Origin of the sequence: Pantoea sp. ME81, assembly GCF_903970985.1 — a bacterium.
In the GTDB taxonomy this organism is placed as follows: domain Bacteria; phylum Pseudomonadota; class Gammaproteobacteria; order Enterobacterales; family Enterobacteriaceae; genus Pantoea; species Pantoea communis.
Genome location: NZ_CAJCKS010000034.1, coordinates 1 through 26,990, shown reverse-complemented (window position 1 = coordinate 26,990; position 26,990 = coordinate 1). Strand labels below are relative to the sequence as shown.

At 53.9% G+C, this 26,990-nt stretch carries 30 protein-coding genes and 1 pseudogene; 9 read left to right on the top strand and 22 right to left on the bottom strand.

Features of this window, described 5'->3' with window-relative positions:
- The first annotated feature begins 38 nt into the window (after positions 1–38).
- Genes H7A81_RS08815 through H7A81_RS08805 form a run of 3 tightly spaced genes read left to right on the top strand, consistent with a single transcriptional unit; the run spans position 39 to position 2,439 of the window.
- Positions 39–845 carry an ABC transporter permease gene (locus H7A81_RS08815; RefSeq protein WP_370529945.1) on the top strand — a complete coding sequence of 269 codons (807 nt, stop codon included), beginning with the start codon at positions 39–41 and terminating at the stop codon, positions 843–845.
- Positions 817–1,683 carry an ABC transporter ATP-binding protein gene (locus H7A81_RS08810; RefSeq protein ID WP_166931258.1) on the top strand — a complete coding sequence of 289 codons (867 nt, stop codon included), beginning with the start codon at positions 817–819 and terminating at the stop codon, positions 1,681–1,683. The genes H7A81_RS08815 and H7A81_RS08810 overlap by 29 nt, the downstream gene beginning before the upstream one ends.
- An 18-nt stretch (positions 1,684–1,701) precedes the next feature.
- Positions 1,702–2,439 (top strand): ABC transporter ATP-binding protein, encoded by a 738-nt coding sequence (locus H7A81_RS08805; RefSeq protein WP_182057284.1) that lies wholly within the window; start codon positions 1,702–1,704, stop codon positions 2,437–2,439.
- A 106-nt stretch (positions 2,440–2,545) separates the two neighbouring features.
- Here the strand turns inward: H7A81_RS08805 and H7A81_RS08800 are convergent, their stop codons facing one another.
- Positions 2,546–3,181 (bottom strand): RpiB/LacA/LacB family sugar-phosphate isomerase, encoded by a 636-nt coding sequence (locus H7A81_RS08800; protein WP_182057273.1) that lies wholly within the window; start codon positions 3,179–3,181, stop codon positions 2,546–2,548.
- Between the two features lie 128 nt (positions 3,182–3,309).
- Between H7A81_RS08800 and H7A81_RS08795 the strand changes: the two genes are divergently transcribed.
- On the top strand, positions 3,310–3,639 hold the full coding sequence (locus H7A81_RS08795; RefSeq protein ID WP_034827258.1) for a cupin domain-containing protein: 330 nt from the start codon (positions 3,310–3,312) through the stop codon (positions 3,637–3,639).
- A gap of 263 nt (positions 3,640–3,902) precedes the next feature.
- Here the strand turns inward: H7A81_RS08795 and H7A81_RS08790 are convergent, their stop codons facing one another.
- The 6 genes from H7A81_RS08790 to H7A81_RS08765 all read right to left on the bottom strand — a co-directional run bounded on the left by H7A81_RS08790 (position 3,903) and on the right by H7A81_RS08765 (position 9,810).
- Entirely contained in the window at positions 3,903–4,406 is a 504-nt protein-coding gene (locus H7A81_RS08790) for a redoxin family protein (protein WP_182057272.1), read from the bottom strand.
- The gene (locus H7A81_RS08785; protein WP_045814387.1) at positions 4,403–5,125 is read right to left on the bottom strand and encodes a DsbA family protein; all 723 of its coding nucleotides are present in this window, start codon (positions 5,123–5,125) and stop codon (positions 4,403–4,405) included. The genes H7A81_RS08790 and H7A81_RS08785 overlap by 4 nt, the downstream gene beginning before the upstream one ends.
- Positions 5,125–7,125, bottom strand: a complete 2,001-nt coding sequence (locus H7A81_RS08780) for a protein-disulfide reductase DsbD (RefSeq protein ID WP_182057271.1) — start codon at positions 7,123–7,125, stop codon at positions 5,125–5,127. Before H7A81_RS08780 ends, H7A81_RS08785 begins: the two co-directional genes overlap by 1 nt.
- A 49-nt stretch (positions 7,126–7,174) precedes the next feature.
- Positions 7,175–7,525 (bottom strand): hypothetical protein, encoded by a 351-nt coding sequence (locus H7A81_RS08775; RefSeq protein ID WP_058959971.1) that lies wholly within the window; start codon positions 7,523–7,525, stop codon positions 7,175–7,177.
- 198 nt (positions 7,526–7,723) lie between these two features.
- Entirely contained in the window at positions 7,724–8,518 is a 795-nt protein-coding gene (locus H7A81_RS08770; RefSeq protein WP_034827267.1) for an SDR family NAD(P)-dependent oxidoreductase, read from the bottom strand.
- A gap of 95 nt (positions 8,519–8,613) precedes the next feature.
- Positions 8,614–9,810: an MFS transporter gene (locus H7A81_RS08765; RefSeq protein WP_182057270.1), complete on the bottom strand. Its 1,197-nt coding sequence runs from the start codon at positions 9,808–9,810 to the stop codon at positions 8,614–8,616.
- Between the two features lie 112 nt (positions 9,811–9,922).
- On the opposite strand from H7A81_RS08765, the gene H7A81_RS08760 reads away from it, so the two are divergent.
- Positions 9,923–10,813 carry a LysR family transcriptional regulator gene (locus H7A81_RS08760; RefSeq protein WP_182057269.1) on the top strand — a complete coding sequence of 297 codons (891 nt, stop codon included), beginning with the start codon at positions 9,923–9,925 and terminating at the stop codon, positions 10,811–10,813.
- Between the two features lie 85 nt (positions 10,814–10,898).
- Complete coding sequence (locus H7A81_RS08755) at positions 10,899–11,756, top strand: NAD(P)-dependent oxidoreductase (protein ID WP_182057283.1); 858 nt, start codon at positions 10,899–10,901, stop codon at positions 11,754–11,756.
- Here H7A81_RS08755 and H7A81_RS08750 read toward each other — a convergent pair.
- The 7 genes from H7A81_RS08750 to H7A81_RS08720 form a co-directional block, all read right to left on the bottom strand.
- A complete protein-coding gene (locus tag H7A81_RS08750; RefSeq protein ID WP_182057268.1) occupies positions 11,729–12,313 on the bottom strand; it encodes a glucokinase in 585 nt (194 codons plus the stop codon). The two genes, H7A81_RS08755 and H7A81_RS08750, sit on opposite strands and share 28 nt — an antisense overlap.
- Positions 12,310–12,747 (bottom strand): PTS sugar transporter subunit IIA, encoded by a 438-nt coding sequence (locus tag H7A81_RS08745; RefSeq protein WP_182057267.1) that lies wholly within the window; start codon positions 12,745–12,747, stop codon positions 12,310–12,312. The genes H7A81_RS08750 and H7A81_RS08745 overlap by 4 nt, the downstream gene beginning before the upstream one ends.
- Before the next feature lie 9 nt (positions 12,748–12,756).
- Positions 12,757–13,026, bottom strand: coding sequence for a hypothetical protein (locus H7A81_RS08740; RefSeq protein WP_182057266.1), 270 nt, complete (start codon positions 13,024–13,026; stop codon positions 12,757–12,759).
- Between the two features lie 64 nt (positions 13,027–13,090).
- Positions 13,091–13,933 carry a class II fructose-bisphosphate aldolase gene (locus tag H7A81_RS08735; protein WP_045814340.1) on the bottom strand — a complete coding sequence of 281 codons (843 nt, stop codon included), beginning with the start codon at positions 13,931–13,933 and terminating at the stop codon, positions 13,091–13,093.
- Positions 13,920–15,287 (bottom strand): PTS sugar transporter subunit IIC, encoded by a 1,368-nt coding sequence (locus H7A81_RS08730; RefSeq protein WP_182057265.1) that lies wholly within the window; start codon positions 15,285–15,287, stop codon positions 13,920–13,922. Before H7A81_RS08730 ends, H7A81_RS08735 begins: the two co-directional genes overlap by 14 nt.
- A complete protein-coding gene (locus tag H7A81_RS08725; protein ID WP_182057264.1) occupies positions 15,280–15,594 on the bottom strand; it encodes a PTS sugar transporter subunit IIB in 315 nt (104 codons plus the stop codon). Before H7A81_RS08725 ends, H7A81_RS08730 begins: the two co-directional genes overlap by 8 nt.
- Before the next feature lie 10 nt (positions 15,595–15,604).
- On the bottom strand, positions 15,605–16,585 hold the full coding sequence (locus tag H7A81_RS08720; RefSeq protein WP_034827295.1) for a 6-phosphofructokinase: 981 nt from the start codon (positions 16,583–16,585) through the stop codon (positions 15,605–15,607).
- A gap of 435 nt (positions 16,586–17,020) precedes the next feature.
- Here H7A81_RS08720 and dld point away from each other — a divergent pair, with 435 nt between their 5' ends.
- A complete protein-coding gene (gene dld, locus H7A81_RS08715) occupies positions 17,021–18,715 on the top strand; it encodes a D-lactate dehydrogenase (protein ID WP_182057263.1) in 1,695 nt (564 codons plus the stop codon).
- Positions 18,716–18,823: 108 nt separating this feature from the next.
- Here the strand turns inward: dld and H7A81_RS08710 are convergent, their stop codons facing one another.
- Positions 18,824–19,378: a YceI family protein gene (locus H7A81_RS08710; protein WP_255478928.1), complete on the bottom strand. Its 555-nt coding sequence runs from the start codon at positions 19,376–19,378 to the stop codon at positions 18,824–18,826.
- Positions 19,379–19,739: 361 nt separating this feature from the next.
- On the opposite strand from H7A81_RS08710, the gene H7A81_RS08705 reads away from it, so the two are divergent.
- Together H7A81_RS08705 and H7A81_RS27640 are read left to right on the top strand one after the other, a co-directional pair.
- Entirely contained in the window at positions 19,740–20,429 is a 690-nt protein-coding gene (locus tag H7A81_RS08705; RefSeq protein WP_182057261.1) for a hypothetical protein, read from the top strand.
- Between the two features lie 199 nt (positions 20,430–20,628).
- A pseudogene (locus H7A81_RS27640) lies at positions 20,629–20,724 on the top strand (transcriptional regulator); the annotation flags it as partial.
- Here the strand turns inward: H7A81_RS27640 and pqqF are convergent.
- The 7 genes from pqqF to H7A81_RS08670 form a co-directional block, all read right to left on the bottom strand.
- A complete protein-coding gene (gene pqqF / locus H7A81_RS08700) occupies positions 20,715–23,033 on the bottom strand; it encodes a pyrroloquinoline quinone biosynthesis protein PqqF (protein WP_182057260.1) in 2,319 nt (772 codons plus the stop codon). The pseudogene H7A81_RS27640 and the gene pqqF sit on opposite strands and share 10 nt — an antisense overlap.
- On the bottom strand, positions 23,033–24,172 hold the full coding sequence (gene pqqE / locus H7A81_RS08695; RefSeq protein WP_160867239.1) for a pyrroloquinoline quinone biosynthesis protein PqqE: 1,140 nt from the start codon (positions 24,170–24,172) through the stop codon (positions 23,033–23,035). Before pqqE ends, pqqF begins: the two co-directional genes overlap by 1 nt.
- On the bottom strand, positions 24,159–24,440 hold the full coding sequence (gene pqqD / locus H7A81_RS08690; protein ID WP_064511334.1) for a pyrroloquinoline quinone biosynthesis peptide chaperone PqqD: 282 nt from the start codon (positions 24,438–24,440) through the stop codon (positions 24,159–24,161). The genes pqqE and pqqD overlap by 14 nt, the downstream gene beginning before the upstream one ends.
- A 1-nt stretch (position 24,441) precedes the next feature.
- Complete coding sequence (pqqC, locus tag H7A81_RS08685) at positions 24,442–25,197, bottom strand: pyrroloquinoline-quinone synthase PqqC (protein ID WP_038647148.1); 756 nt, start codon at positions 25,195–25,197, stop codon at positions 24,442–24,444.
- Entirely contained in the window at positions 25,194–26,120 is a 927-nt protein-coding gene (gene pqqB, locus H7A81_RS08680) for a pyrroloquinoline quinone biosynthesis protein PqqB (RefSeq protein ID WP_182057259.1), read from the bottom strand. The genes pqqC and pqqB overlap by 4 nt, the downstream gene beginning before the upstream one ends.
- A gap of 55 nt (positions 26,121–26,175) precedes the next feature.
- Positions 26,176–26,247: a pyrroloquinoline quinone precursor peptide PqqA gene (gene pqqA, locus H7A81_RS08675; RefSeq protein ID WP_010617686.1), complete on the bottom strand. Its 72-nt coding sequence runs from the start codon at positions 26,245–26,247 to the stop codon at positions 26,176–26,178.
- A gap of 150 nt (positions 26,248–26,397) precedes the next feature.
- Positions 26,398–26,990, bottom strand: a 593-nt coding sequence (locus H7A81_RS08670) for a dipeptidase (RefSeq protein WP_182057258.1), incomplete at its 5' end; no start/stop codon positions are given.

Here is a 26,990-nt window from a genome sequence, read left to right as displayed (position 1 = left end):
GTCGTACCCTCTCGCGTATCGGCCATTTCCTGTGGCAAATGGCCTGCAATCCCCTCACGGCCATCGGCGGCGGCATCATTTTACTGCTGCTGATCGTGGCGCTGTTTGCGCCGTGGATCGCCCCCTACCATCCATTGATTCAGGATTTAAATAACGCACTCACGCCGCCGAACACGCAGCACTGGTTTGGCACCGATGAGTTTGGACGCGACATCTTCAGCCGCTTAGTGTGGGGCGCGCGCATTACCTTGTATATCGTCATGCTGGTGTCGATCACCGTCGGGCCATTAGGCCTGTTGTTGGGCGTCACTGCAGGCTACTTCGGCGGCAAAGTGGACAGCGTATTAATGCGCGTCACCGATATCTTCATCTCATTCCCGAGTCTGGTGCTGGCGTTGGCGTTTGTCGCGGCGCTGGGTCCCGGCCTGGAACATGTGGTGATGGCGATTACCCTCACTGCCTGGCCGCCTATTGCCCGTCTGGCACGCGCGGAAGCGTTGTCGCTGCGGCAGGCAGATTTCGTTTCTGCCGTGCGCTTACAGGGCGCGTCTCCCCTGCGCATTCTGTGGAAGCACATTGTGCCGCTGTGTCTGCCTTCGGTGATCATCCGCATCACGATGAACATGGCAGGCATCATTTTGACTGCTGCGGGCCTGGGGTTCCTCGGTTTGGGCGCGCAGCCGCCCGATCCGGAATGGGGCGCGATGATCGCCAGTGGCCGCACTTATATGCTGGAGTGCTGGTGGGTGGTCACCGTGCCTGGGTTAGCGATTCTGATCAACAGTCTGGCGTTTAACTTCTTAGGAGATGGCTTACGTGACATCCTCGATCCCCGCAGCGAATAGCGCTGCCCACCTGCTCGATGTGCAGGATCTACAGGTTAATTTCGTCAACGGCCGCCAGATGACTCCAGCGGTGCGCGGCATCTCCTTCCAGTTGGGTAAGGAAAAGCTGGCGATTGTCGGTGAATCGGGCTCGGGCAAATCCACGGTGGGCCGCGCACTGTTGCAACTGCATCCGCGCAGCGCGCAGGTTACCGCCCAGCGCATGCAGTTTGCTGATGTCGATCTGCTGCGGGCTTCTCCTGCACAAATGCGTGCCGTGCGCGGCAAACGTATTTCGATGATCATGCAGGACCCGAAATACTCACTGAATCCCGTGGTACGCGTGGGTGAACAAATTGCCGAAGCCTGGCGCAGTCACCATCCGGGGCAGCGTGAGGTGGCACGCCAGCGGGCGCTGGAGATGCTGGAGGTGGTGCAGATCCGCGATCCTCAGCGCGTCTATCAGTGCTACCCACATGAGATCTCCGGCGGACAAGGTCAGCGTGTGATGATCGCCATGATGCTGATTACCGACCCGGAACTGCTGATCGCCGATGAACCGACCTCGGCGCTGGATGTTTCCGTTCGCTTGCAGGTATTGACGCTGCTGGATGAACTGGTGCAACAGCGCGGACTGGGCCTGATCTTTATCAGTCACGACCTCAATCTGGTGCGGCGCTTTTGCGATCGCGTATTGGTGATGTATGCCGGCCGCGTGGTCGAATCGCTGTCTGCCGATCAACTCGACCACGCCCAGCATCCTTATACCCAGGGATTACTGGCCGCGCTGCCGGATATGGATGCGCGCCGTTCTCGGTTGCCAGTGCTACAGCGCCAGGCCAGCTGGTTACAACCTTAAGGAGAGAGCATGAACGAGATGATCCGTGTGAGTCACCTTAACCTCAGCTTTGGCGAGGACGAGCAGCGCAACCAGGTGCTATATGACGTCAATTTGTCGGTGCGTGAAGGAGAAATTTTTGGTCTGGTCGGCGAGTCTGGATCGGGGAAAACCACGGTGCTGAAATGTCTTGCCGGGTTGTTTACCCATTGGGATGGAGATCTCGCCATTGCAGGACGAAAACTGGAGCATCGCATTGATCGTGCCCTCTGCCGTCAGGTGCAGATGGTGTTCCAGGATCCTTATGGCTCGTTGCATCCACGCCATACCATTGGCGACATTCTGGAAGAGCCGCTGCATATTCACGGCATCGGACAACGTTCCGAACGCGTGATGACCATGCTGGAAAAAGTGGGCCTCAACCGAGCCTGGCAAACTCGCTATCCGCATCAACTGTCTGGCGGTCAGCGCCAGCGTGTGGCGATTGCACGTGCGTTGATCCTCGAACCGCGCGTGCTGTTACTGGATGAGCCAACCTCAGCGCTGGATGTGTCGGTACAGGCGGAGATCCTGAACCTGTTGAGTGATTTACAGCAGCAGGAAAATCTCACCTACCTGATGGTGACACACGATCTCGGTGTAGTGGCGCATTTGTGTCATCGGGTTGCGGTGATGCAACACGGGAAAGTGCTGGAGACACTGGATGTTGATGCATTAGTGGGGAATCGGGCGCAGGTGGCCTATACGCAGATGCTGGTGAAGTCGAGTCGGACTTAGACGGTACAGGCTGCCATCAACGGGGATGGCGCTGAGGTGAGTTCTGGTCAGGTGCGCAAGGGTGCGCACCTGATTTGAGTAGCAAGATCCGCTTAACAGCAGCGCATTACAGCAATTCACGCACGTATCGCACGATATCCTGATTCTGTCCGTGTTCGAACAGGCACTCCTGCAGACGCGACCCGCTCACTGCGGTTTTTACTAACTCAGGGTCCAGCGCACGCAGCGAATCCAGGTAATTGTCTTTCAGCAGCGCGGCTTTGACTTCATTGAGAATGCCCGCATTGCGCACCTGCGGCTCTTTACGCTCAGGCGGGTAACCCAGGCCTTTCTCGCCGGTGAAGGCTTTCTCAAAGATAAAGCGCAGATTCAGTTCTGCACCCCAGCCAAAACCTTTGGCGAACGGCAGCGAAAGCGCATTGCCATTGTTGATCTGAGCAAACAGATAGGCATCAGCGGGATCGATACAGTAGCCACACACCACGCCAGGATGCAGGTTGAGCGATACCAGGGCGCCCTGTCCGGTGCCACAACCGGCGACCACAAAGTCCACCGCTTTGCTGTTAAGCAGGACGCTGGCCATGATGCCGAGGTGAATATAAGTCAGATGATGATCCTGCTCGTCGCTCATGCCGACGTTAAATACCTGATGGCCGAGCGGTTGCGCGACGTTTTGCAGTTCTTTCCATACGGTTGCGTTCTTAGCGGCCTGGCTATTTTCCATCATCAAAGCGATTTTCATGATCCATCCTCAAATTAAATTGAAACACTGTTTCATTTTAATCAAGGTGCGCTAAAATGCAGCCCTGAAATGTCCCTTTTGGTGTGAGTTACATCACACATTAATGAAGTCACTGGTGAGGAGAACCCATGTTTATTTATAAAAGCGCAACCACTCAGGAAGACCTCGGTAACGGCGTGAAGAGGCGAGTCATGGCCCACGGGGGACGGATGATGGCAGTCGAAGTGACCTTTGAGAAGGATGCGGTTGGACCGTTGCATCATCATCCACATGAACAACTGACCTACGTGTTGTCGGGCCGTTTCGCTTTTACGATTGATGGGCTTACGCAGGAGGTCGGCGCTGGAGATACGTTGTATAAAGCGCCCAATGTGGTGCACGGTTGCGTTTGTCTGGAAGCGGGTACCCTGCTTGATACCTTTACACCGCAGCGTGAGGATTTTCTCGGAGCGCGGTAGATAGCGGATACACATGCAGTTGCATCTCTGGATAGTGCATGAGTTCCTGCTGGATTACCGCTTGTCTGTTAAACGACCAGCGTGAACGCAGTCTGGGGCCCCTTTGGGGCTGGCGGTCCCCGCACCGCTAACGCGGTGCCTTCACGTCATTCGTTTGCCTTAGCACGAAAAGCTGCCACTCCGAGAAGTGACAGCCTGGCTAAGCAGTAATCCTATCTGTCAGTCAATACGCTGTTTAGGGCGATCTGACATTCACTTACGCGCTAGCTAAATTTTTCCGCCCACCAGAGCCGCAATTTCAATCCCCAACTGCTGCTCCAGCCGGTGGTGCTGCTCACCACTTTGCCCTGCTGCAATACGATAAAGGTCGGTGTCACGCTGATGTCCCAGCGTTGACTCACTGCACCGTTCTCATCGTTCACCGCCGGACCGCGCAGACCTTTCTTCTCCAGCCAGGTCGCGACACGCGGGTCATCACCCGATCGCAGCGCCACAGTCACCACCTGCGTACCGTTCTGGCTCAGTGCAGCCACCGTTGGCGTGGTAAGTTTGCACACCCCACACCAGGTGGCCCACACATACACCAGCACCGGCTTGTCCTGGCTTAATGTGGCCAGATTGACTTCGCCTTGCAGCGTCGTTAGCGGCTTTTGTGCCAGATCGGCTGGCAGCTGCGGCGCGCGCAGCCAATCCATGCCCCAGATTATCGCCGCGGCGATCAGCACCAGCACTGCTGCTTCACGCAGCCAGCGCTTAATGCGCGTCATGGCTTCGCCTGCAACGCGCCCTTCACTGCCGCCTCCAGTTGCGCATAAGGCACCGCGCCGCTGATCAGCTCATTGCCCACCAGCGTAGCAGGTGTGCCCTGAACGCCTAACTGCTGCGCCAGCGTCAGATTCTCATTGATGGTGTCGAGGCTGGCTTTACTAGGTTCTTTCAGCTTGATACCGGTTTTATCCAGCGCCGCGGCAATACTCGCCTCATCGTGGTTACCCTTTTTCGCCATTAAGCGCTCATGGAGTTTCAGGAAGTTTTTAGGTTGTTGTTCCCAAACCGTTAACGCCAGACGCGCGGAGGTCAATGATGTCTCGGCACGATACGGCAGCGGTTTCAATACCACCGCCACCTGTGGATAGGTTTTCAGCAGCTTCTCAATATCCGCATCGAATTTCTTACAGAACACGCAGTTGTAGTCCGTGAAGTACACCAGCGTCAGCGCGGGTTTTTCAGCGCCGATGCGTGGTGAACCCGCATCGTTGAACAAGGCATCGTGGTTTTTCTTCACCATCTGCGCGACAACGCTCTGCTGCTGTTTCGCCGCTTCTTTATCAAAGGCATCCGCTGCTTCGGCCAGAATCGCCGGATTCTGCACCAGCGTTTCTCGAATCAGCTGTTTGATGCGTGCCTCTTGTTCAGGTGTAAAGGGTGCCGCCGCCAGCGCAGGCAGAGTCAGAAACATCAGGGACAGTAACAGGGATTTTTTCATCATTTTTTGGCCTCAGAGAGAGTAGAAATCACCGCTTCACGACTCAGCAACGGTGACAAAATGTGGCCATGCGGCAGTGCCGGGCCATAAATTTGGTTAAAAGGGATGGCGACACGGTCGCGTTTACGCAGGAATTCACCGATCGCCGGATCGGGCTGGGTCCAGTCACCGCGCAGCAGCACCACATCGTCGGCTTTCAGCGCGGCGCGCACGTCAGGTTGATTCAGCACGCGGGATTTATTCACCTTGCAGGTAATGCACCAGTCGGCGGTGACATCGACAAACACGCGCTTATCTTGCTCCAGTGCCTGATTGATTGCCGCTTCGGTCAGCGGCTGCCAGTAGAGCGTTTCCTCCTCTGGCTCAATGCGCGTCATCAGGAATACCGCCCCCACCAACGTCAGAGTGATAAATACCACACCGGCTTGTTGCAGCGCCCGACGCTGAATTAACCAGCCACAGAGCACCAGCAGCAATACGCCACCCAGTACCGTGGCAACGGTGCTACCCCAATGCGGGATCAACAGCGTGACCAGCCAGAAGGTGGCGAGCAGCATTAACAGACCAAGCAGAGTACGCAGATGAATCATCCAGCGTCCCGGACGCGGCAGACAGCGCGCCAAACCTGGCAATGCCGCCACCAACAGCCATGGCAAGCTCATGCCGATACCTAATGCCGCAAACAGCAACCATAACTGCGGCAAGGGTGCGGTAAGCGCATAGGCCACTGCGGTTCCGAGAAACGGCGCGCTGCACGGCGTCGCCAATAACGTGGCAAAAGCCCCCTGACCAAAATGCCCCAGCAGCCCGCTACCGCCCTGCGTTGCCAGTCGAGTATTAAGGCCTGAAGGTAAACGGAAATGCAGTAAATCGAACAGACTGGCGGTGAACAGGAACATCACCAGTACCATCAATAGCAGGAAACCACTGCTCTGGAACTGGATGCCCCAGCCCAGCGCCTGCCCGCTTAGCCGCAGGCCGGTCATCAACGCCGCGAGCAGCAGGAACGAAAACAGGATCCCAGCGCTGGAGGCAAGAAACTGCTGCCTGGTCTGACGCCGCGATTGGCCTTGTTGCTGCACCAGACCGCTGAGTTTTATGGCCAGCACCGGCAGCACACATGGCATCAGATTGAGGATCAATCCGCCCAACAGCGCCAGCAATATCACCGACCATAGGGTCTGTGATGTGCTGTCGGAGACCAGGGGCTGAGCGCCGATGATCACCGAACTTTGCTGGGCAATACCCGCGTCAACAACCACCAGCGACAAGGTTTTACCGCGCAAATCGGGTGCTGCTTCGCCCCACTCATCGGTGACCGCGACCCGAGCGCTGAGTATGTCGCCCTTCACCGTGATCTGCGGTGCAGCCAGCATGCTCCCTTGTGGATAGTCGAAGAACAGCTCAGGTTTAGTCCATCCACCCTGACGCTGAGCGCGGATTTGGAGTTCGCTATTGACGTTGCTGACGTCCAGTTGATCGGTCAAACCGCTTTCAGCGGGGATCTGCCCCATCGCCCGGGAGTAATCGCGGGCAAAATCGGGGTCAGCCTGCTGGTCGAGATCCAGCGTGAAAGGGAAATCGGTCAGAATGCAGACATCGCTACAGGTCGACAGCGTGAGCGTGCCGGCGAGGTGTTTATTTGACACCTTCGCCAACGCTATCGGCAGCGTGATATCGCCTTTATAGCCTTGGGTGGTGAGTCCGCTCACGTCAAAACGAGCAGGTGCTGGCCAATACCACGTGGCATTGACATCGGGGGTTTGCCAGCGAATTTCAGGGGCCACGCCGCCTTCGCCCGGCGACCGCCAGTAGGTTTTCCAACCCTTTTCCAGGCGGATATCCAGCAATATTTGCGCATCGGCGCCATTGTTTGCGCTGCGTAAGCGCACTTCTGCATGGCTGTTTTGTGCATTACGCAGCCAGCCTGTGTCGGCAGCGTGCACAATACTCGTGCAGCTGACCAACAGGAGCAGCAGGCTCCTGATAAAGAGATTCATGAATTTTTCTCCGGTGAATAACAAGGTTTACGCGATGGACAGCGTGGTGTTATTCCCGGAAGACACAGAAGGTCAGATGCCGCCGCTGTATCGGCGGAAAGAGGGGTTCGCGACGATAGGCGCTAACCGCATTAGAAGTGCATAGCGTGGTAAACAGAGCCACGACCATCAATAAAAACGGCATGACGCTGTCGATAATCGGGGCAGCCGCGTGCAGTGATTTTCCGCTGATGGAGCAGAGTTTTTCGCCACCGAACGTTTCATGATCGCTGAACGACGAGGCGCTGATCTGCGCCTGAGGGGCACTCGGCAAATTAAAGCTACGCTGGGCAAGACAAAACGCCAGCACCAGACAAAGCAGTGCCAGAATCCATTTTGCGCGTTGTGCTGATTTGGTCATGCCATCGCCCCAGAGTAAAGTGCGGGCATTTTATTCACTTGCAGCAGAAACACCAAGCGTTGCTGTGTAAACTTTTGTCTTGGTGTTTTGCATGTCGATAGCGTAGCAGCGCAATGATTTATGCTTTCTGGCAGTTTGATAGCTGTCAGAAGGCGCGATAAATCACGCCGCTACGGTTTTGTGCTTACCATCAAATGGTTAAACAATATCATCCACCACACCGCCATCAACGCGCAACGCCGCGCCGGAGGTTGCTGATGCCTGTTGTGAACAGACGTATACCACCATATTGGCAACTTCATCGACCGTTGCCGCGCGCTGAATCACCGAGCTCGGCCGCTGTGCCATCACAAACTCTTTTGCCAGCACCTCTAACGATTTTCCGGTACGTTTTACCTCGTCTTCCATCATCGCGGCAAAGCCATCGGAGATCGTAGGGCCAGGCAGCACACTGTTTACCGTCACGCCGCTCCCTGCCGCGACTTTCGCCAGCCCACGCGCCAGGGAGAGTTGCGCGGTTTTGGTCACACCGTAATGCACCATATCCGCGGGGATATTGCGCGCCGATTCAGAAGAGATAAACACCACACGCCCCCAACCGCGTTTCACCATCTCCGGCAACAAAGCGCGAGACAGACGTACGCCCGACATCACATTGGTCTGCCAGTACGCTTCCCAGGTTTCATCATCGGTGGCGTAAAAGTCCTGCGGACCATAAATCCCCGCATTGTTGACCAGAATATCGATGGGCGGTAACCCGTTAAGCAACTGCTTCACGCCCTGCGCGCTACCCAGATCGGCGATAAAAGTATGAATTTTGGCCCCCGCCACCAATCCATTCAGCTTCTCACGCGCGCGGCTTACCGAGGCTTCACTGCGCCCGTTAAGCACCACTTCGGCCCCACTCTCAGCCAATCCCTGAGCGATGGCGAAGCCAATGCCGCCCGTTGAGGCAGTGACTAATGCGGTTTTACCGTGCAAATCAATTTTCATACAGGTCTCCTTGATGGATGCGCAATATCATGCAGAACATCCATCAAGCCTGGTTGAGCGTATGAAATATGCCTTATCAAATCATGCGGTTATTATCACGATCCGGGATGACCATAAGCGCTTGCGGCCCGTTTTCTTCCCTGCCAAATCGTCCACAGTGCCACCGTCAGCAGTAATAAAAGTGCCGGGGCAAAACCGCTGACGCCGACGCTATGCAACAACGCCCCCCCGAGGATTCCGCCGCCGGCAATCGCCAGATTCCAAACCGTGACCAGCATCGATTGCGCAACATCCACCGCATTACCGGCATGCTCCACCATCGCGGTTTGGAACAGTGTGGCCGCTCCGCCAAACGCCAATCCCCACAACATGGCCGCTAACCCGATTGCCATTGCCGAGGTGGAAAACAGTTGCAGCAGCAGCGCGGCAGCCATAAACAACAGAATGCTGATCAACAACATCGGCTGTAAGTAGCGGTCCACCCACCAGCCTGTGATAACAATGCTGATCAGCGAACTGATACCAAACATCAGCAATATCGCGTCAGCGCAGGGGGCCAGCCCGGCAGGTTGTAAAAATGGCACGATAAAGGTGTAGAGGATGTTGTGCGCCAGCACCACACAGAGCACCAGCATCAGCACTCTGGCCACACCGGGTAGTATTAACACCTGGCGCAAAGGCAAACGCTGCTGCGCCGGGTCTGCTGGCTGCTGTGGCGCAGTCAGCCGCAATATCAGCATCAGCAGCAGCGATAAACCACTCAGTGCGGCAAAACTCAGGCGCCAGCCAATTACGTTGCCCACCAGGGTTCCCAGCGGCACGCCAAACGCCAGCGCCAGGGGCGTGCCGGCCATCGCCATGGCGATGGCTTTGCCCTTCTGCTCAGGCGGTACCATGGCGGCGGCGTAACCCGCCAATAGCGCCCACAGCAGACCCGCTGCCATACCGGCCAGAATCCGAGCCACTAGCATCAATGAATAGTGGCTCACTAGCGCGGTTGCCGCGTTGGCGGCGGTGAATCCTGCCAGCGCAAAGAGCAGCAGGCGACGTCGTGGTATGCCCTGCAACAAGGCCATCAGCGGTATGGCAGCCAGGAGGGAACCTATCGCAAAAGTCGACACACTCTGGCCCGCAGCAGCCACTGATACCTGTAAATCTTGAGCCATGGGTATCAGTAATCCGGCGGGCAAGGCTTCGGTAACGATGGTGACAAACGCCGCCAGACTGAGCGTCAGTAAAGGGATCAATGGCAAACGGATACTTTCTCTCTGGTGTGAATCTGAATCCGGCATAACGACTCTCCTGGATAATGTGTTCCACGACAGTAGTCATTCCTTGATTCCAGAAAAAGTGGGGTGTATTTCTTGTCATATCGGACAATTAAGTCCGCAATGGTGAGCAGAGATGGATAGTTTTAACGGATTTATGGTGTTTGTGCAGGTGGCAGAAACACGCAGTTTTGTGGCGGCGGGACGACATCTGGGGGTTACGGCGTCGGCGGTCGGGAAGAGTATCGCCCGTCTGGAGGACCGGTTGGGTGTAAGGCTGTTTCACCGCAGCACGCGTAGCATCACCCTCACCGCTGAAGGCACGCTGTTTCTGGAGCGTAGCAGGCGTATTCTTGCCGAGATAGAAGCAGCCGAAAGCGAATTATCGCAGGCCGCACAGCGTCCGACCGGGCGATTAAAACTCAGCCTGCCAATCGTTAGCTCACTGATTTTGCCGGCGCTGGGTGATTTTATGGCGGCCTATCCTGATATTCAGCTGGATCTCGATTTTAGCGATCGCCTGGTGGATGTGATTGCCGAAGGCTATGACGCGGTCATGCGTGGCGGCCCGCCGACGGATTCTCGTCTTTCGGCGCGCAAGTTGGGTTATGCCTGCTCGCTTGCCGTCGCGTCACCCGATTACCTGGCGCGTCACGGCACGCCGCAGATGCCGGAAGATTTGCAACATCATGCCTGCCTGCATTATCGCTTCAACACCACCGGCAAGCTGGAACGCTGGGTACTACGCGGTTATGAAAATGAACATGAGCTGGCTTTGCCTTGCAGCATGGTGTGCAACAACATCGAGACGCGAGTCTGTTTTGCGAAGCGAGGTTTAGGGATTGCTATGCTGCCTGATTTCTCAGTGCGGGAAGCCCTCGCGCAAGGCACACTGGTCGAAATCCTTAGCGATTACGCCTGTCACCGCAATGTGTTTCATCTGCTGTGGCCCGCCAGTAAACATCCTTCACCCAAAGTCCGCGCGTTAATTGATTTTCTCAGCACGCGCGTCTTTTCGCCGGGTTAACGGTTGTATTTGCTTGCACTTCCCTGCACACGATCCTTTTAGCACGTTCCATACTGAGAAGTTAATGCCTGAAGGAGTTATCGTGATGACGACTATTGCTATCGCCGCACCCGGCGCTATGGGCGCGGCCATCGGGGCTGTGCTTGCCCAGCACGGGGCGCGGGTGATTACCCCGCTAAGCCAACGCTCCGCCCAATCTCAACAGCGTGCACAACAAGCCAATATTGCCAACTGCAGCGCAGAGGCACTGTGTGAGGCCGATATTATCCTGTCGATCCTGCCGCCCGAATCGGCACTCAGTTGGGCGCAGCAGATGGCCCCGCTTCTGCAAGCTGCCGCACATAAGCCGCTGTATGTAGATTGCAACGCCATCAGTCCGGAGACGCTAAAGCAGGTGGCTCAGGTGATCGAAAGCACCGGCACACCCTTTGCTGATGCAGCGATTATTGGCTTGCCGCCGGGCGAGCAAAATCCCACCGGACCACGCTTCTGGTTTGCAGGGCCCCATGCCGGGAAACTGGCGAAGTTAAGTGATTATGGATTGCGGATACGGGTGATGAACGCTGAAAACGGCGCCGCCTCAGCATTGAAGATGGCGTACGCCGGTATCAACAAAGGCATTACCCTGCTGACGTCGGCGATGCTGATTAATGCCAGCCGCGTGGGAGCCGCCGAGGCATTGCGCGAAGAGATGCAGGAGAGCCAGCAGGCCCTGCTGAAACGAATGGAAAAAGCCGCCCCGGATATGCTGCCAAAAGCCTGGCGCTGGGCGGCGGAGATGGATGAGATTGCCACGCTCAATCAGGGCGAACTGGCCACCGATCAACTCTATCGGGCTTTAGGGGAAATCTGCCGCCAGCTGGCTGACGATCGCCAACACGATCAACAGTTCAGCGCCTTACTGGCGGACTTCTTTCAACCTGATGCAGACAAAGCGGGCTGAGCACTCACCGGCAGCCGCAGCTGACGCTGCAACCAGGCACACGCGGCCGCTTCATCCGGGTCGGCCGCATCAAGTTGCAGCACCGGTCCGAGCGCCATCGGCTGCGCCGTTTCCGCCAGCTTTCGCAGTTCCGGCAGGTACTCGACACCTGGATGGCCTGGCATGCGATCGGTCAATCGTGACTGATAGCGCACGACCGCTTCGTCCGGTGTGATGGAAAGCCACAGCTCCAGTACCCGGGTAATGCCCGCCTGCTGCAATCCTTCCTGCAGCACTTCTTTGGGCTGGAAACCAAACCAGGCGTCAATCAGGTAAACGCAGCAGTTGGGAGCCTGTCCGACCACTTTCCAGATCGCCTGATAGGCCGCGCACCCCAACTGCCGGTTACGCAGTCGGTCCACCGGCGCGAAACTGGCCATAAACGGTTCTTTCAGGCTGTCCAGCGTCAGCACTGGAAAACCAAACTGCTCCGCCATGGCGCGTGTCAGGGTGCTTTTCCCCGACGCGGGAATGCCGTTGACCAGCACCACCACCTTTTCTGCAGTGTGAGAAGTCATAGGATTTCTATCACCTCCGCCACACTGCTGGCCTGACGTAACCGCACCAGCGTCTCTTCATCTTCCAGTAACGAGACGATCGCGCGAATGCCCTCTTCGATGTGCGCATTGCTGTCGCGCGCACCGAACATGATCACGATATCGGCTTTGTCACTACCCTCAAAAGAGATCGGCTCATCCAGCACAATCATGCTGAAGCAATCTCTCAGCACGCCCGTTTCCGGACGCGCATGCGGAATGGCTATCCCTTCCTCAAACACATAATAAGCGCCGTGCGTCAGGGTATTGGCTATCACCGCCTCCGGATACGAATCCTTCACATATCCACCGCTTACCAACGGTTGTGCGGCCAGCGCGATCACTTCGCGCCAGTCCGTGGCGCTGATCCCCACCTGAATCGCATTCGCTTCTTGCAGCAGTCGCTTAATACTCATACTGCCTCCTTAAATTGATTTGCGGATGGTATTACGCAGTTCATCAATTTTAACGAACAGCGGATCAATTTCCTGACGAAAACGGCGGCTTTTCGCAAAGATATTTAATGCACGATTATATTCCAGCATTAATTGTTTCTGCGTATCAACTGCCTGCGGATTAACAGCGAGCTGTTGTTCCAGCTCGCTAATTTTTCCACTGATGGTTTCTGCCTGAAGATCTATTTTTTGTGAATCCTGGCTCTTATTTTCTGAGCCCTTTTTCAAGAATCCAAACATAGCGTCTCCTGCCCCGAATGGCGCCAGGGCACCTCAGGTTTATTACGTCATGAGTGAGTCGTACTTAACGGAACAGTGAAATCTTTTCTACCAGCACATTGGTAACGGCATCATTTGCGGGCACCAGGAAGTTGCGTACGCTGTCATTCACTTTACCTTTTTCAAACGTCTGCTTGCAGTTTGCCACCCACTGCACATTCATTTCCGTGCCGACGTTCACTTTTTCGATACCGCTGCGCACGGCCAGGCGCATGTCTTCATCACTCACGCCCGTACCGCCGTGCAACACCAACGGGGTTTTAGTCGCTTCAGTAATATCGGCCAGACGCTGATGCTGAATATGCGCTTTACCGGTATACAGTCCATGTACAGTACCGATGGAGATGGCCAGCATATCAACGCCTGTTTCATCCACGAAACGCTTAGCATCATCTACGGTGGTAAAGGACGCATCGTTCATTTCGACTTCTTTACCGTCTTCTGAACCACCGATAGCACCCAGTTCGGCTTCAACCGATACCTGCAATGGGCGCGCCATATCAATCACGCGACGCGTGTTGGCAATATTCTCTTCAATCGATAAATGCGAACCGTCGTACATAATGGAGCTGAATCCGGCGTCCAGTGCCGTTTGAATCGCATCGAGATCTGAACAGTGATCCAAATGCAGGCACGTCGGTACATTACGGCTTTCAGATAATGAGCGAATCGCATCGACTAATAATTTGTGTCCGAGATATTTCGCCGTGCCGGTTGAGATCTGAATCATTAATGGACTATTGGTTTTTTCTGCTGCTTTAAAAAAGGCCGGCAACATTTCCAGGCAGTGCAAATTAAAGGAACCAAGCGCTTTAAATTCACGTTGTTTAGCCACCTGTAACAGATCGGTAAAGTTATAAAGTTTCATGAAGCTTTTCCTCGTGGGATTTAGGGGATTTTCCGTTAACAAACCAGGCGATCAGAGTGATAAAGACAATAAAGAGTGCGACGAACAACCAGTTGCCCTGGAACGCATGACCCAATACCAGTCCGGTACTGATGACGTCAGAGTCACTGAAGGTCACACCGGTGAAGCCGTAGCTTTCGAGCATCGGTACCAGAATGGCCGGCAGGAAGGTGATAAACAGACCGTGTACAAAGCCGCCAATCATCGCTCCGCGGCGTCCACCCAGCGCGTTACCAAACACGCCAGCGGTGCCACCGGCAAAGAAGTTGGTGAGCAGGCCAGGCAGAATCATCGCCAGACCGAACATAGGGAACACCAGCATACCGACCACGGAACCCAGCGTTGTTGCCAGGAAGCCGACAATCACGGCATTCGGTGCGTAAGGGAACATTACCGGGCAATCGAGTGCCGGTTTGGCATCCGGCACCAGGCGCATAGCGATACCACGGAAGGCTGGCACCAGTTCGTTCAGCAGTAAACGCACACCGCTGTACAATACGAATACACCCGCAACAAACTGAATCGATTGCATGAAGGCATACATCAGGTAGTTCATGCCATTGCTGTACTGACCGATAAATTCTGGGCCTGCTGCCACTGCCGGGATCAGGTATATCGGTACCATCACCACTGCCATCGACAGATAGGTGTCCTGCAGGAACTTGAAGTTGTCTGGCAGCTTGAGATCTTCCGTTGAGCGCGAGCCTTTACCGACCACCTTCGCCACTGCCGCTGTCAACAAGTAGCCAATGGTGCAGAAGTGTCCGAGTGCCACATCATCGGAATCCGTGATTCGGCGCACCACCGGCTGAGCCAGCGCTGGCATCACGACCGCCATAATGCCGCCGAAGATGCCGCCCGTCAGGATCAGCGGTAAACCTGTCAGCCCGGCTTTGTAGCCAATCACCGCGCCGATGGTTGCCATCCACAGCAGCGCCTGGCCGGTGAGGAAGATGTATTTGAACGGCGTCAGACGCGCGATGATGATGTTGACGATAAAGATCACCAACAATGTCAGCGCCACTTCTGATCCCAACTCGCGGCTGGCTAATCCGGCAATGGCGGCCACATCGGTGATATAGCCCTTCATGCCAAAACCGTGGGTGAAGATGGTATTCAGGAAGGTCAGCGTACCGACAATAATGTTGATACCCGCCATCATAATTAAGAAACCCAGCAGCGTTTTAAAGGTGCCTTCCACCACCTTACCTGCGGATTTTTTCTGCAGTAGCAGACCAATCAGGGCAATAAAGGCGATCAGAATCGATGCCTGCCCTAATAAGTCTTTTACCAGGAAGTTGATCACACTATTCATGGTTAGCAACCTTCAGATTACGTTCTTTCATAAACGCCACGATTTTTTCTTCAATTTCTGTCTTGTCGGTCAGCTTATTGAGAATAATCACCCGTTTGATTTGCTCGGGGCTGGCATCGGCATTCAGGACATCCGCAAAGGCTTTTTGGGTTAGAATCATGTCGGATTTAAAAGCATTGGCTTCTGAAATCGTGGTGTGATCAATATCCGCTTCAATTTCGAGTTTCTTTAATACGGATTTGGCACTCATTTCGATAGCGAAACTGGAGCCCAGACCACATCCACAGACACATAATATTTTCAGCATGGCGTTTTCCTCACAGAATATGCAGTTGTTTAGCGAGTTTGTAATGATGCCCTTCGGTATCAACCAGGCGTTTTTTCATGCTTATAAGATCAATCGGTATCGGTCGATTACTGCCATTAATAATCACCGCTTTGTTGCGCATCCCCGACTGAATACAGCGCGCAACTTCACTGGCCATAATGGTGCCTTGATAAATCTCTTCACAGGTCGGGTCACCACTACGCAAGCCGTAACCAATAATAGTTTTACGAATTCGTACCCCTATTAGCGGCTCAATCTGTTTAATTAAGGTATCAATCGCGCCCTGAAAGCCCGGCGAGTATTCGCGGGTGTAGCCTTCAGAGCAAAGGATTACCACACTGTTTTGTGCAGCAAGTCGTTGCGTGATGCGCTCTGCCAACTCTTGTGTTGGGATTTGGCACTCCGGAATCAGCGCAAAATCAGCATTGGATTTGATCGCTGACTGCAGCGTCAATTCACCACAATAACCGCCGAGCAACTCCACCATGAATACGCGACCGGTTAATGCACGGCCGGTATTTCTTAACTTCGAGACTTCTTTTAAGACTTGCTCACAAGCGGTAGAGAAACCAATGGTGTAGTCACTGCCAAAAACATCATTATCAATGGTCATGCCTACACCAAAGCAATTCACGCCGAATTCACTTAATGTATGTAAAAACTGTAATGAGCCATCACCCCCGGCCATAATTAATACATCAATGCGCAGCGATTTGAGTTGTTTGGCGATCATCTCATATTCAGGGCGAATTAATTTTCGCGTGGTTCGTCCTGATTGCATCACGGGAATGGAAGTGATGGCATAGTCCACCAGATCGCGCTGTGACATTTCCTGATGGCGATTTTCTAATAAACCGGGAATGCCGCCATTAAATAACACCATATCTGCCTGCGTCATACGTGATATCTGAAACACAAAGTTATTTATTCCGGTAACATCGCCACCGCTTATCACTATGCCAATTCTCATTGTCATCACTCCGTATGCTGCGCGTCTGACATTCATTCTTCCGGTGAACGACTTTTCTATTTGCAACAGAGATCACATTTTTGCCATGTATTTCATTCCCTCTGGCATTGACAAGGATTAATAGCCACTGTTTTTTGTGATATTTATCACATTGCAATTCTTACCCATTATTTAACAAAGCCAATAAAATCATCCGGTTATATTTATTTCATGGTGTGAAACGCATTTAGCCTGCCATCACGTTTTCGCCTGAGTTTCTTTCGATCTGAATTGTGATTGCCCGCGCATTTTTATCGGTACGCCGACTTTTCCCCACGAAAGATAAAGGGATAATGATTCAGTGCGTTATTTGTTGATCAGTGTCGATGAATGATTGACGTCACGTTTATCTGGCTGTCCAATATCGCAGCAAATAAATGACGAAGAAGAGAAAACATGACCAACTCGCAGGAGATGTTGCGTCAGCTCGCTGGCATAGTGGGCGACAAACAGGTATTGACCCATGCTGATGATAAAGCCTGGTACACCAAAGGATTTCGTGTCGGTCGCGGTGAGGCACTGGCAGTGATATTGCCGCAAAACTTGCTACAACTTTGGCAAAGTCTACAGGTATGCGTGGCACAGGACGCCATTATCCTGATGCAAGCCTCGAATACCGGTGTGACCGGCGGCTCAACGCCGGATGGCAATGATTATGACCGCGAAGTGGTGATCATCAGTACCCGCCAGCTCAAGGGCGTGCAGGTGATCGATCAGGCGCGTCAGGTCATCGCCTTCCCCGGCACCACCCTGACCGAACTAGAGCACACGCTGCAACCGCTGGGACGCGAACCGCACTCGGTGATTGGTTCCAGCTGCATTGGCGCTTCTGTCGTGGGCGGTATCTGCAACAACTCGGGCGGTTCGCTGATTCGCCGGGGCCCCGCCTTTACTGAAAAATCACTGTTTGCCCGTATACATGATGATGGGCGCTTAGAAATGGTCAATCATCTGGGTATCGATTTGGGTGAAACGCCGGAAGCAATGCTGAAGAGTCTGACTGAGCAACAGTATCAGACCGGCGACCAGGCAGACTGGGACGGCAAAATCTGGGCCGATGATTACGCCGATCGCCTGCGCGATGTCAACGCTGACTCCCCTGCGCGTTTTAATGGTGACCTGCGCTATCTGCACGACAGTTCTGGCAGCGCGGGTAAAGTGGTGGTGTTTGCGGTGCGCTTGCCCACCTTTGAGGCCAGCGCGGGTAGCGATACCTTCTACATTGGCACAAACGATGAACGCGAGTTGGTGGCACTGCGTCGTTTTCTCCTCACCGAGATGAGCGAACTGCCGCTGCAGGCAGAATACATTCATCGCAACGCCTTCGACTTAACCGTGCGGTACGCCAAGCATATGTATCTGGCGATCCGCAAACTCGGCCCGCAGGCTATTCCTAAAATGATGAGCAATAAAGCGAAGTGGGACGTGCGTGTCAGCCATCTGCCTTTCCTGCCGCGTAATTTTGTTGATCGGGCGCTGCAATGCTTTAACCAGCTCACGCCGAGCTTTATTGCCCCGCGCATCATGGCTTATCGCGATGAATATCAACATCATCTGATGATCAAAGTCGATGCCCAGCAGACCCCTGAATTGCAGACGTTATTGCAGCAGTTCTTTGCCGGGCACAGCGGCGGCTTTTTCCATTGTGATCCCCGGGAAGGCGCAGATGCCTTCCTGGTGCGCTTTGGCGTGGGCGGTTGCACCATCTCTTATTGTGATGCGCTGGGTTATAACCCGAATGAAAGGCTGGTGGCCTTCGACGTGGCGCTACGCCGTAATGATGAGGACTGGCGTTTAACCTTACCCGATCACTTAGCAGCACAGGTGCAGGTTGATTCCTGCTGCGGACACTTTTTCTGTTATGTGAATCATCAGGATTATGTGTTGAAGGAAGGGGTCGATGCGAAGACGTTTAAGGAGGCGGTGAAAGTCTATCTGGCTGAACGTGGTGCTAAGTATCCGGCTGAGCATAATGTGGGGCATCTGTATCAGGCATCGTGCGAGCATGTGGATCACTGGAAGCAGTTGGATCCAACCAATAGCTGCAACCCTGGCGTGGGTAAAACCAGTAAGAAGAAGTATTGGGGTTAAGGTTACAGGGTAAAAAGACTTTAGCTGTAGCGGCTTGAGTTATCACGCATCCTGATGCTGTTTGGTGGACAGGATGCGTGATTTTGCGACGTTAATATGCAGTGTGAATTACTTCGCGTACGCTTCGGTAGACAGGGTTAGCGTCACATCATCGCTTACCGCTGGCACATATTTATCCAGTTTGAAGTCCGAACGTTTGATCACGCCTGTAGCATCAAAACCAATCGCCTGCTTCTTCACCATCGGGTGCATGCCCTGTTGATTCAACGTCGCGTGCAGCGTGACCGGCTTAGTGATGCCTTTCAACGTCAGATTGCCTTCCACATCAAACTTATTGTCACCCTTCGCCACCACTTTGGTGCTGTGGAACACAGCTGAAGGATATTTAGCCGTATTGAAATATTCCGTACCGAGGAACTCTTTGGTCAGCGCGGGCACATGCGTATCAATCTGAGAGATCGGCAACGTAACATCGACGCGCGACTGCTCTGGATGATCCTTATCAAACACCAGCGAACCTTTGCTGTTGGGGATGTCGGCCGTTGGATGGGAGAAACCGAAGTGCGTCCAGGTCACAATAACCGAGGTATGCGCGGGGTCGAGGTCATAATGCATCGCCGCAGCCTGAGAAACAGGTGCATACAAAGCAGCGGCTGCCAACATTGGCAGGATTAAACGGGTAACGTTTTTCACTCAGCGTTCCTTTTAGATCGGGAGAATCTATTGAGTGTCTCGGAATCCCGGGCTGAGGAATAGTGAAGAGATTTGCCCGTGACCTTCAAATATATTCAAAAATATCAGTGGGTAATGGTTTAGTGTGGTGAAAGTTTTTTAGACTGATAGTATTCATAGCCTGTTAACTATGACATCTGCCATAGCAGAAAAAACTGTGGGATCGCGCGCACAACACCGCAGTATTTGATTGGCGAGTGTTCAATTAAAAATAGCGGCCTGCACCGTATTTTGCTATGTTCTCGTTTATATACCCACAATCTGTAATGGAATTATTGATAAGGAAATCAACTTGCACAACGACTACATCATTTCTCAAATCGAGTCAGACAGGTCTCTAGCTCTGCGCTTAGAGAACGCCGTCAAAGGTGTAAGTGAAAATCTTGCAAAACAAATGAGCCAGATTGGCTCTGGTGTGACCCGGCTCAGCTGGTATACGTCATGTTTAACTGATAACTATCTCGACGTGTGTTCTAAATTGAAGGACGAAGATGTTAGATTTTTACTCGGCCTACGGGAAATTTACAAAAGGCAGAGCATTGCAGTAGATATAATACAAATATATGTGGAACATGAAATAAAAAACCTTAACTCTCATGGTAGAGATAAAATAATTAAAGAGTTAAGCGGGTATGGTAGTCGAATAGCATCCAACTTTGGCTTAAGCAGTGGGATTTCCCTATACATTGCATTAGCTGTAACTCGTGGATTAAATATTTCTGGATTTCATGTCGGAAAATGGACGGCTATACCTGTAATGGCGACAGGGCTTTATGGTGTTGTTCAGGATGCTGCAGAATCAGCTGGAAGATTGAAAATGTTAAACCCATTATTTTATCATGTTCTTTACACTAAAAAATTAGAAATGATGTACTTTATAGTGGAGCCGGTTCTTGGCCATGTCATCAAGGATTCATTTTTCGACGAAAATACAATAATTAAAAATTTAAAACATTTGCTCACCATGTCAGGAAATATGTAATCTTATGAGAAATTTAAAAAGCTTACTAAAAGATTTCCTTTGGATGCAAGTATTCACTGTCATACCTATTATATTTTTGGTGATCATTACATCATTCACATATGACAGATGGCCTGAAAAAACCTGGGCTACGTTAGCAATAAGTACATTTATACTGTATGGAATATTGATTTTCCTCGCTAAGAAATTTTGGAAGTAACTTTGGACTATTAGGCGTTACGTGGCTGCATTGGGCGGAGAGATAAGTATTGATGTGACTTTGCCTAACGGTAAGCACATCGCTTTTCAACTCTGATTAACGAGTATTCGCCAGCGGCGGCGTTCGCGCATTAATCGGGTATGAAGCTGCTGGATAAGGGGCAGTGTCAGGGATGCAACCGCATCGCGCGTGAGGGTCGGCAATCCCTGCTGTTGTCGTAACCCCTGCAGTGCGACTTCCGCGTTATCGCTGGCATCACACTGTTCGCGCAGTGTGGCTTGCCAGGCCGCTAAGGTTTGCGGCGTGATGGCATCTAGCTCTGCCACGATTTCGCGTAAAAAACGTTTGCAGTGTCCAAGCAGCGTTTGCCATGGAATCTGTGGCGACTGAAGTGCCAGCATTAGCCCATCGACATCCGCCACGCGCTGGTAGCGTGCCGACACCACATAGCCAATTTGCTGATCGACCCGTAATCGCTGGAAAAAGCGCGGTTCCAGCAACAACGACAGCGCGCGCAATGCGGCCATTTGCCTGTCATCAGCTAGCGGCAGCGGAATAAACAGCAGCAGCGCCTGATCGCCTCCGGTACAAGGGACCGGCTTAATGCCCCGCTGCAAGCGCGGCGGCTGTGCACCACTTACTAAATCAGGCGTGAAGTCGCTGAGCAGATGCGATACTCGCTGATGCAATGACGTGTGCTTACCGCACCATGCTGCCAGCCATCGAGTGTCACTGGCCGGGGCAATCAATTGAGCGGGCAAGGCGGCAAGAAGCTGCCGAATCACAATCGTTTGGACATGCGGCTGCGGTTTTGGCTGGGGCGTCAGGTTCAGTGCCTTAAGTGCATGATGCACGGACAACAAAGCGTGTGACTCACAGACAGGCAGATTCAGCACCAACTGCCAGACCCCCTGCTTCTGCTGCCAACTGCCACTTCCTCCAGCATGCCGCAACGCCGCCAGCACTGGACGCAGCCGGGTTTGCCGTGCCTGCGCTTCGGCATCACTCATCGTGTGATAAAAAGCGGGTCGCAACAGCAAAGTTTCAACCTGTTGCCGGGGCGCAAAACGCGGCAGCGGCATTGCTATCGGTGATAACAGTGGCAATACGGCCGGTTGCGTAGTGGGATAGAAAAAGAGTGCAGGCGTTGAGAATGTGCTCGGACTTTGCGGCAGCCCTTTTTTGCGCAAGAACGTGAAACCCTGCGTCTGGACGAATTCTGGCGAATCCAGTTGCTGCTGTGTGAGCAAACGTGAGCAAGGCGCCTGCGCCAGTGCGGCTATAAAATCAATGAACCCCTGCGGCACATAATCGGCAGGCGCAAAGCCCAGCGCCCGGCCACGCAACTGCTCCAGTGGCGATAAGCAGGCAAAATCGTGCCGCGCCAGCTGCGCATAATGCTGCTGTTGCTCCGAAGAGCAGAGTTTGATGGCGTCTAAATGCTGCCAGAAGCAGTGTTCAATGTGATGAGCCTGCTCCGCACTGATTTTAGGCCCGCTGAAGCGCAGTGCTAGCCAACCGTGCTGCGCATCCTGCCACAGCCATTGTCCCTGCAGCGTATCGCATAATTCAGCTTCTCTGAGCGCGCTCAGCAGGCTGCCTGGCGCCTCATCTTGCCAGAACACACTGAGCAAGGTGACATTGTCACGTAAGGCACGTTCATCACCGGATAACATTAAAGTCAGCCAGAAGCTTTCATCACCTGCCAGCTGCAACATCACGTCGCCTGGAGACTGGGTGAGAGTGAGATTTGAAGGTAAGATTTTTGCCGAGCTGATCGAAGAAAAATGCAGCGCCAGTTCCGCCAACTCATCTAACGATTGCGGGCCCTGCAACCACAACTCCATGGCATTCGCGTGATAAAAGCGCTGATGGAAGTCGCGCAACGCAACCTGCAATGAAGTGACATTGTCACCAAAAGCCTGCTGATTGCCGACGCGAAAACGTTGAAATGCCCCGCCCAACCTATCCACCAGCGCCGTTTCACAAAGCGTGTCGGCATGCTGTTGCAGAAGTTGACATTCCGCATCAATCACCGCCACTTCCTGCTCTATAGCCTGCTGACTCAACAATGGTGCGGCGATCATATCGCTCAACCGCTGCACACCCTCAGACAGCTTCGCCGCGGGAAGCTGGAAAAAAAAGGCGCTGTGGCTAAGTTGCGTGGTGGCGTTGACCTGCCCGCCGCGCTGTTGCACCCACGGCATCAGGCGCTCAACGTCTTTAAAACGCTCGCTGCCGCAAAACAACAGATGCTCCAGCAAATGCGCCAGACCCGGCCAGCGGTCGGGTTCATCCAGACTGCCCGCACGCACGCGAATCAACGTGGCGGCATCACGCGCATCAGCCTGATGATGCAGGTGGCAACGCAGGCCATTGGCTAACACCAGCTGGCGAGAGGTCATCAGGTGACTCGCTGCTTGAAGATCAGTTCAGAGTTGGAGCGATTGCGGAACTGAAGCTGGGCGATTTTGATGTCGCTACAGGTAGCTTCGCGGCGCGCTTCCAGGATCTTGCCGTGATGAGGTGACTTACTGCATACCGGATCGGTGTTATCCGCATTGCCGGTCAGCATGTAGGCCTGGCAACGGCAACCACCGAAGTCTTTCTCTTTCTCATCACAGGAGCGGCACGGCTCCGGCATCCAGTCATAGCCGCGATAACGGTTAAAACCAAACGAGTTGTACCAGATGTCTTCCAGACTGTGCTCAAGCACTGATGGGAACTCAACCGGTAACTGGCGTGCGCTGTGGCAAGGTAACGCCGTACCTTCCGGTGTCACACTGAGGAAAATTGAACCCCAACCGCCCATACAAGGCTTTGGTCGCTCTTCGTAATAATCCGGCGTGACGAACAGCAGATTCGTGAGGTTGCCGGTTTCGCTCATTCGCTCACGGTACTCCGCCACCACCGATTCGGCATGGGCAATCTGTTCCCTCGTCGGCAATAAGCCCTGGCGGTTAAGATGCGCCCAACCATAGAATTGGCAGGTCGCCAGTTCCACGTCGTCCGCTTCCAGCTCAATGCACAGGTCGATGATTTTATCGATCTGGTCGATATTATGGCGATGCAGCACGAAGTTCAGCACCATTGGATAGCCGTGTGCTTTTACCGCTTTCGCCATTTCCAGCTTCTGCTGGAAGGCTTTTTTCGAACCGGCCAGCGCGGCATTGAGGGTTTCATCACTCGCCTGGAAGCTAATCTGAATATGATCCAGACCCGCATCGGCGAAGGCGTCGAGTTTTTTCGCCGTCAGACCGATACCGGAAGTAATCAGGTTGGTGTAGAAACCGAGATCGCGTGCCGCCTTGATCAACTCGGGCAGATCTTTCCGCGTCAGCGGTTCGCCGCCCGAGAAGCCCATCTGCACACTGCCCATGGCGCGCGCCTGACGGAACACCTCGATCCACTGCTCAGTCGTCAGCTCTTTCTCCTGTTGCGAGAAGTCGAGCGGATTCGAGCAGTATGGGCACTGCAGCGGGCAGCGATAAGTCAGCTCAGCCAGCAGCCACAGCGGCGGCGTGGCGGTTTTATTCAGGTTCACGACACTGGATCCATTTCTGTTCTACGGCGGATTGCAGGAATTCCTTCACGTCATCATCCACGCCGCCCGCTTCCGGGAAACGGCTGTTGAGAATGGCGATGATGGCGGCCACATCCTGTTTGCCGGTGACCAGTTCAAGGATCGCCGTCGCGGTTTCATTCAGCTTGGCCATGCCTTCGGGATACAGCACCACATGGCTATCCTGCGCCGCTTCCCACTGCATGCGATAGCCACGACGGAAGGCCGGAATCAGATTATCTTTTATCATGTTACACCAGTCTTGTGCTGTGCCAGGACACCTGATCGGTGACCGTGTGATAAGGCGGGCGTTGCAAAGAATACGCCATGGTCATGGCATCCAGCAGCGTCCAGAGAATATCGAGTTTGAACTGCAGAATTTCCAGCATGCGGTTCTGCTGCTCAGCAGTGGTGAACACTTCCAGCGCCAGCGCCAACCCGTGCTCCACATCGCGGTTTGCCTGGCTCAGGCGGCTGCGGAAATAGAAGTAACCCTCTTCTTTGATCCACGGATAGTGCTGCGGCCAGCTGTCGAGGCGGGACTGGTGGATTTGCGGTGCAAACAGTTCAGTTAATGAGCTACAGGCCGCTTCCTGCCAGTTGGCGCGACGGGCGAAGTTAACGTAGGCATCCACAGCAAAACGCACGCCCGGCAGCACCAGTTTTTCGGACAGCAGGACTTCACGATCCAATCCCACCGCTTCACCGAGTTGCAGCCAGGCTTCAATACCGCCTTCCTGACCGTTGCTGCCGTCATGATCGAGGATGCGCTGCACCCACTTACGGCGGGTTGCGGGATCCGGACAGTTCGCCATAATCGCCGCGTCTTTAAGGGGAATATTGGTCTGGTAATAGAAGCGGTTCGCGACCCAGCCCTGAATCTGTTCACGCGTCGCTTCACCATTATGCATCGCGATATGGTACGGATGATGAATATGGTAAAACGCGCCTTTGGCACGCAGCGCCTGCTCGAATTCTTGTGGCGATAAGGCTTCGGTGATGATCACGATGCGCTCTCCTGCAGATGAATCGCCATCCCGTCCCAGCTCACTTCAATGCCCTGCTGCGTCAGATACTGACGCTGTGGCGACTGCTCGTTGAGGATCGGATTGGTGTTATTAATGTGAATTAAGATTTTGCGTTTTGCCGGCAATGCAGCCAGCAGCGCCATCAGGCCATGCTCTTCCGCGAGGGCCAGATGCCCCATCGCTTTGCCGGTGTTTTTACCGACGCCAGTGGCGAGCAACTCATCGTCTTGCCAGACGGTGCCGTCAATTAACAGGCAATCGGCTTTCTCCAGCCACGGCATGATCACCGCATCGGGCTCGCCCAGACCTGGCGCATACAGCAGTGTCTGGCCATTGGCGGTATTTTCAATAAACAGCGCGACGTTGTGGCCCGGTAACGGGCGGTCGCGATACGGTGAGTATGGCGGCGCGTTGCTGAGAATCGGGATGGCGGTGAACTGCAGGTTACGGCAGACATCGACGCGGAACGGTTCGAGTGGCGTAAGACCATGATGCTGCAGCCCGCCATTCCAGTGCTGCAACATGGTGAAAATCGGGAAACCGCTGGTGAGATCGGCATGCACCTCGGGCGTACACCACACCTGATGCGGGCAGCCTTCGCGCAGACTGAGCAAGCCGGTAGTGTGATCGATCTGACTGTCGGTAAGAATGATGCTGCCAATCGCCGTGCCGCGCAGCACCCCTTTTTTATTCAGCTCGGGTGTGTGGGCGATCTGCTGGCTGATATCTGGCGATGCGTTACACAGCACCCAATCTTCGCCGTTGTCACTGACAATGATCGAGGATTGCGTCCGCGCCTGAGCCTGAATCGTACCGTTGCGCAGGCCGCTGCAATTGGCGCAGTTACAGTTCCACTGCGGAAAGCCGCCGCCTGCCGCTGAACCGAGCACTTTAATAAACATGAGAGATAACCAGAATGAAAAATAAAATGCCCGCACGAATGGCGGGCAGAAAGTCTTAGCGGTTGGAGATGTACAGAGTCACTTCCAGGCCCAGACGTAGGTCAACAAATTCAGGTTTTTTCCACATAACTTTCTTCCTCAAAACAAATAACGCAGAGCAGGCTCTGCTGGAAATGCTTGCACCAGTAAACGAATTTTCTGGCAGCAATGCACGACGCGGGCTGATGTTGCGCCAATGTAGCGGGCAGATCAACCCTGATTCGGTAAGGGAATTGTGCTAATCCTGCCAAATCTGTTGCAGGACGCGCAGCCAGTTCCCCCAGGCAAACTGCTCAATCATGACTTGATCATAGCCGAGTGACGTCAGCAGCGCATAGAGATGCGGTAGCCCTGAAACATCCTTCAACGCATCGGGCACGCTGATGCCGTCGAAATCCGAACCAAATGCTACGTTTTCTGGCCCCATTATTTCAACTAAATGATCCAGATGTTTAACAATTTCGATCAATGGCGTATCACTATCGCGCTTGCCATCCGGCCGTAAGAAAGCGTTACCAAAATTAATCCCTACCACTCCGCCGCTGTCGCGAATGGCACGCAGTTGCTGGTCGGTAAGATTGCGCGGCTGCGCGCAACGCACGTGAGCGTTAGAGTGGCTGGCCACCAGCGGTGCCGTTGAGAGCCGTGCGGTATCCCAGAACGCCTTCTCATTCATATGCGACACATCAATCATCATGCGATGGCGATTGGCAGCAAGGATCAACTGCTCACCGGCGGGGGTCAGGCCCGGTCCGGTGTCTGGCGAATGCGGGAAAGCACCGTTTACTCCCTCACCAAATCGGTTAGGTAAGTTCCAGAATGGCCCGATGC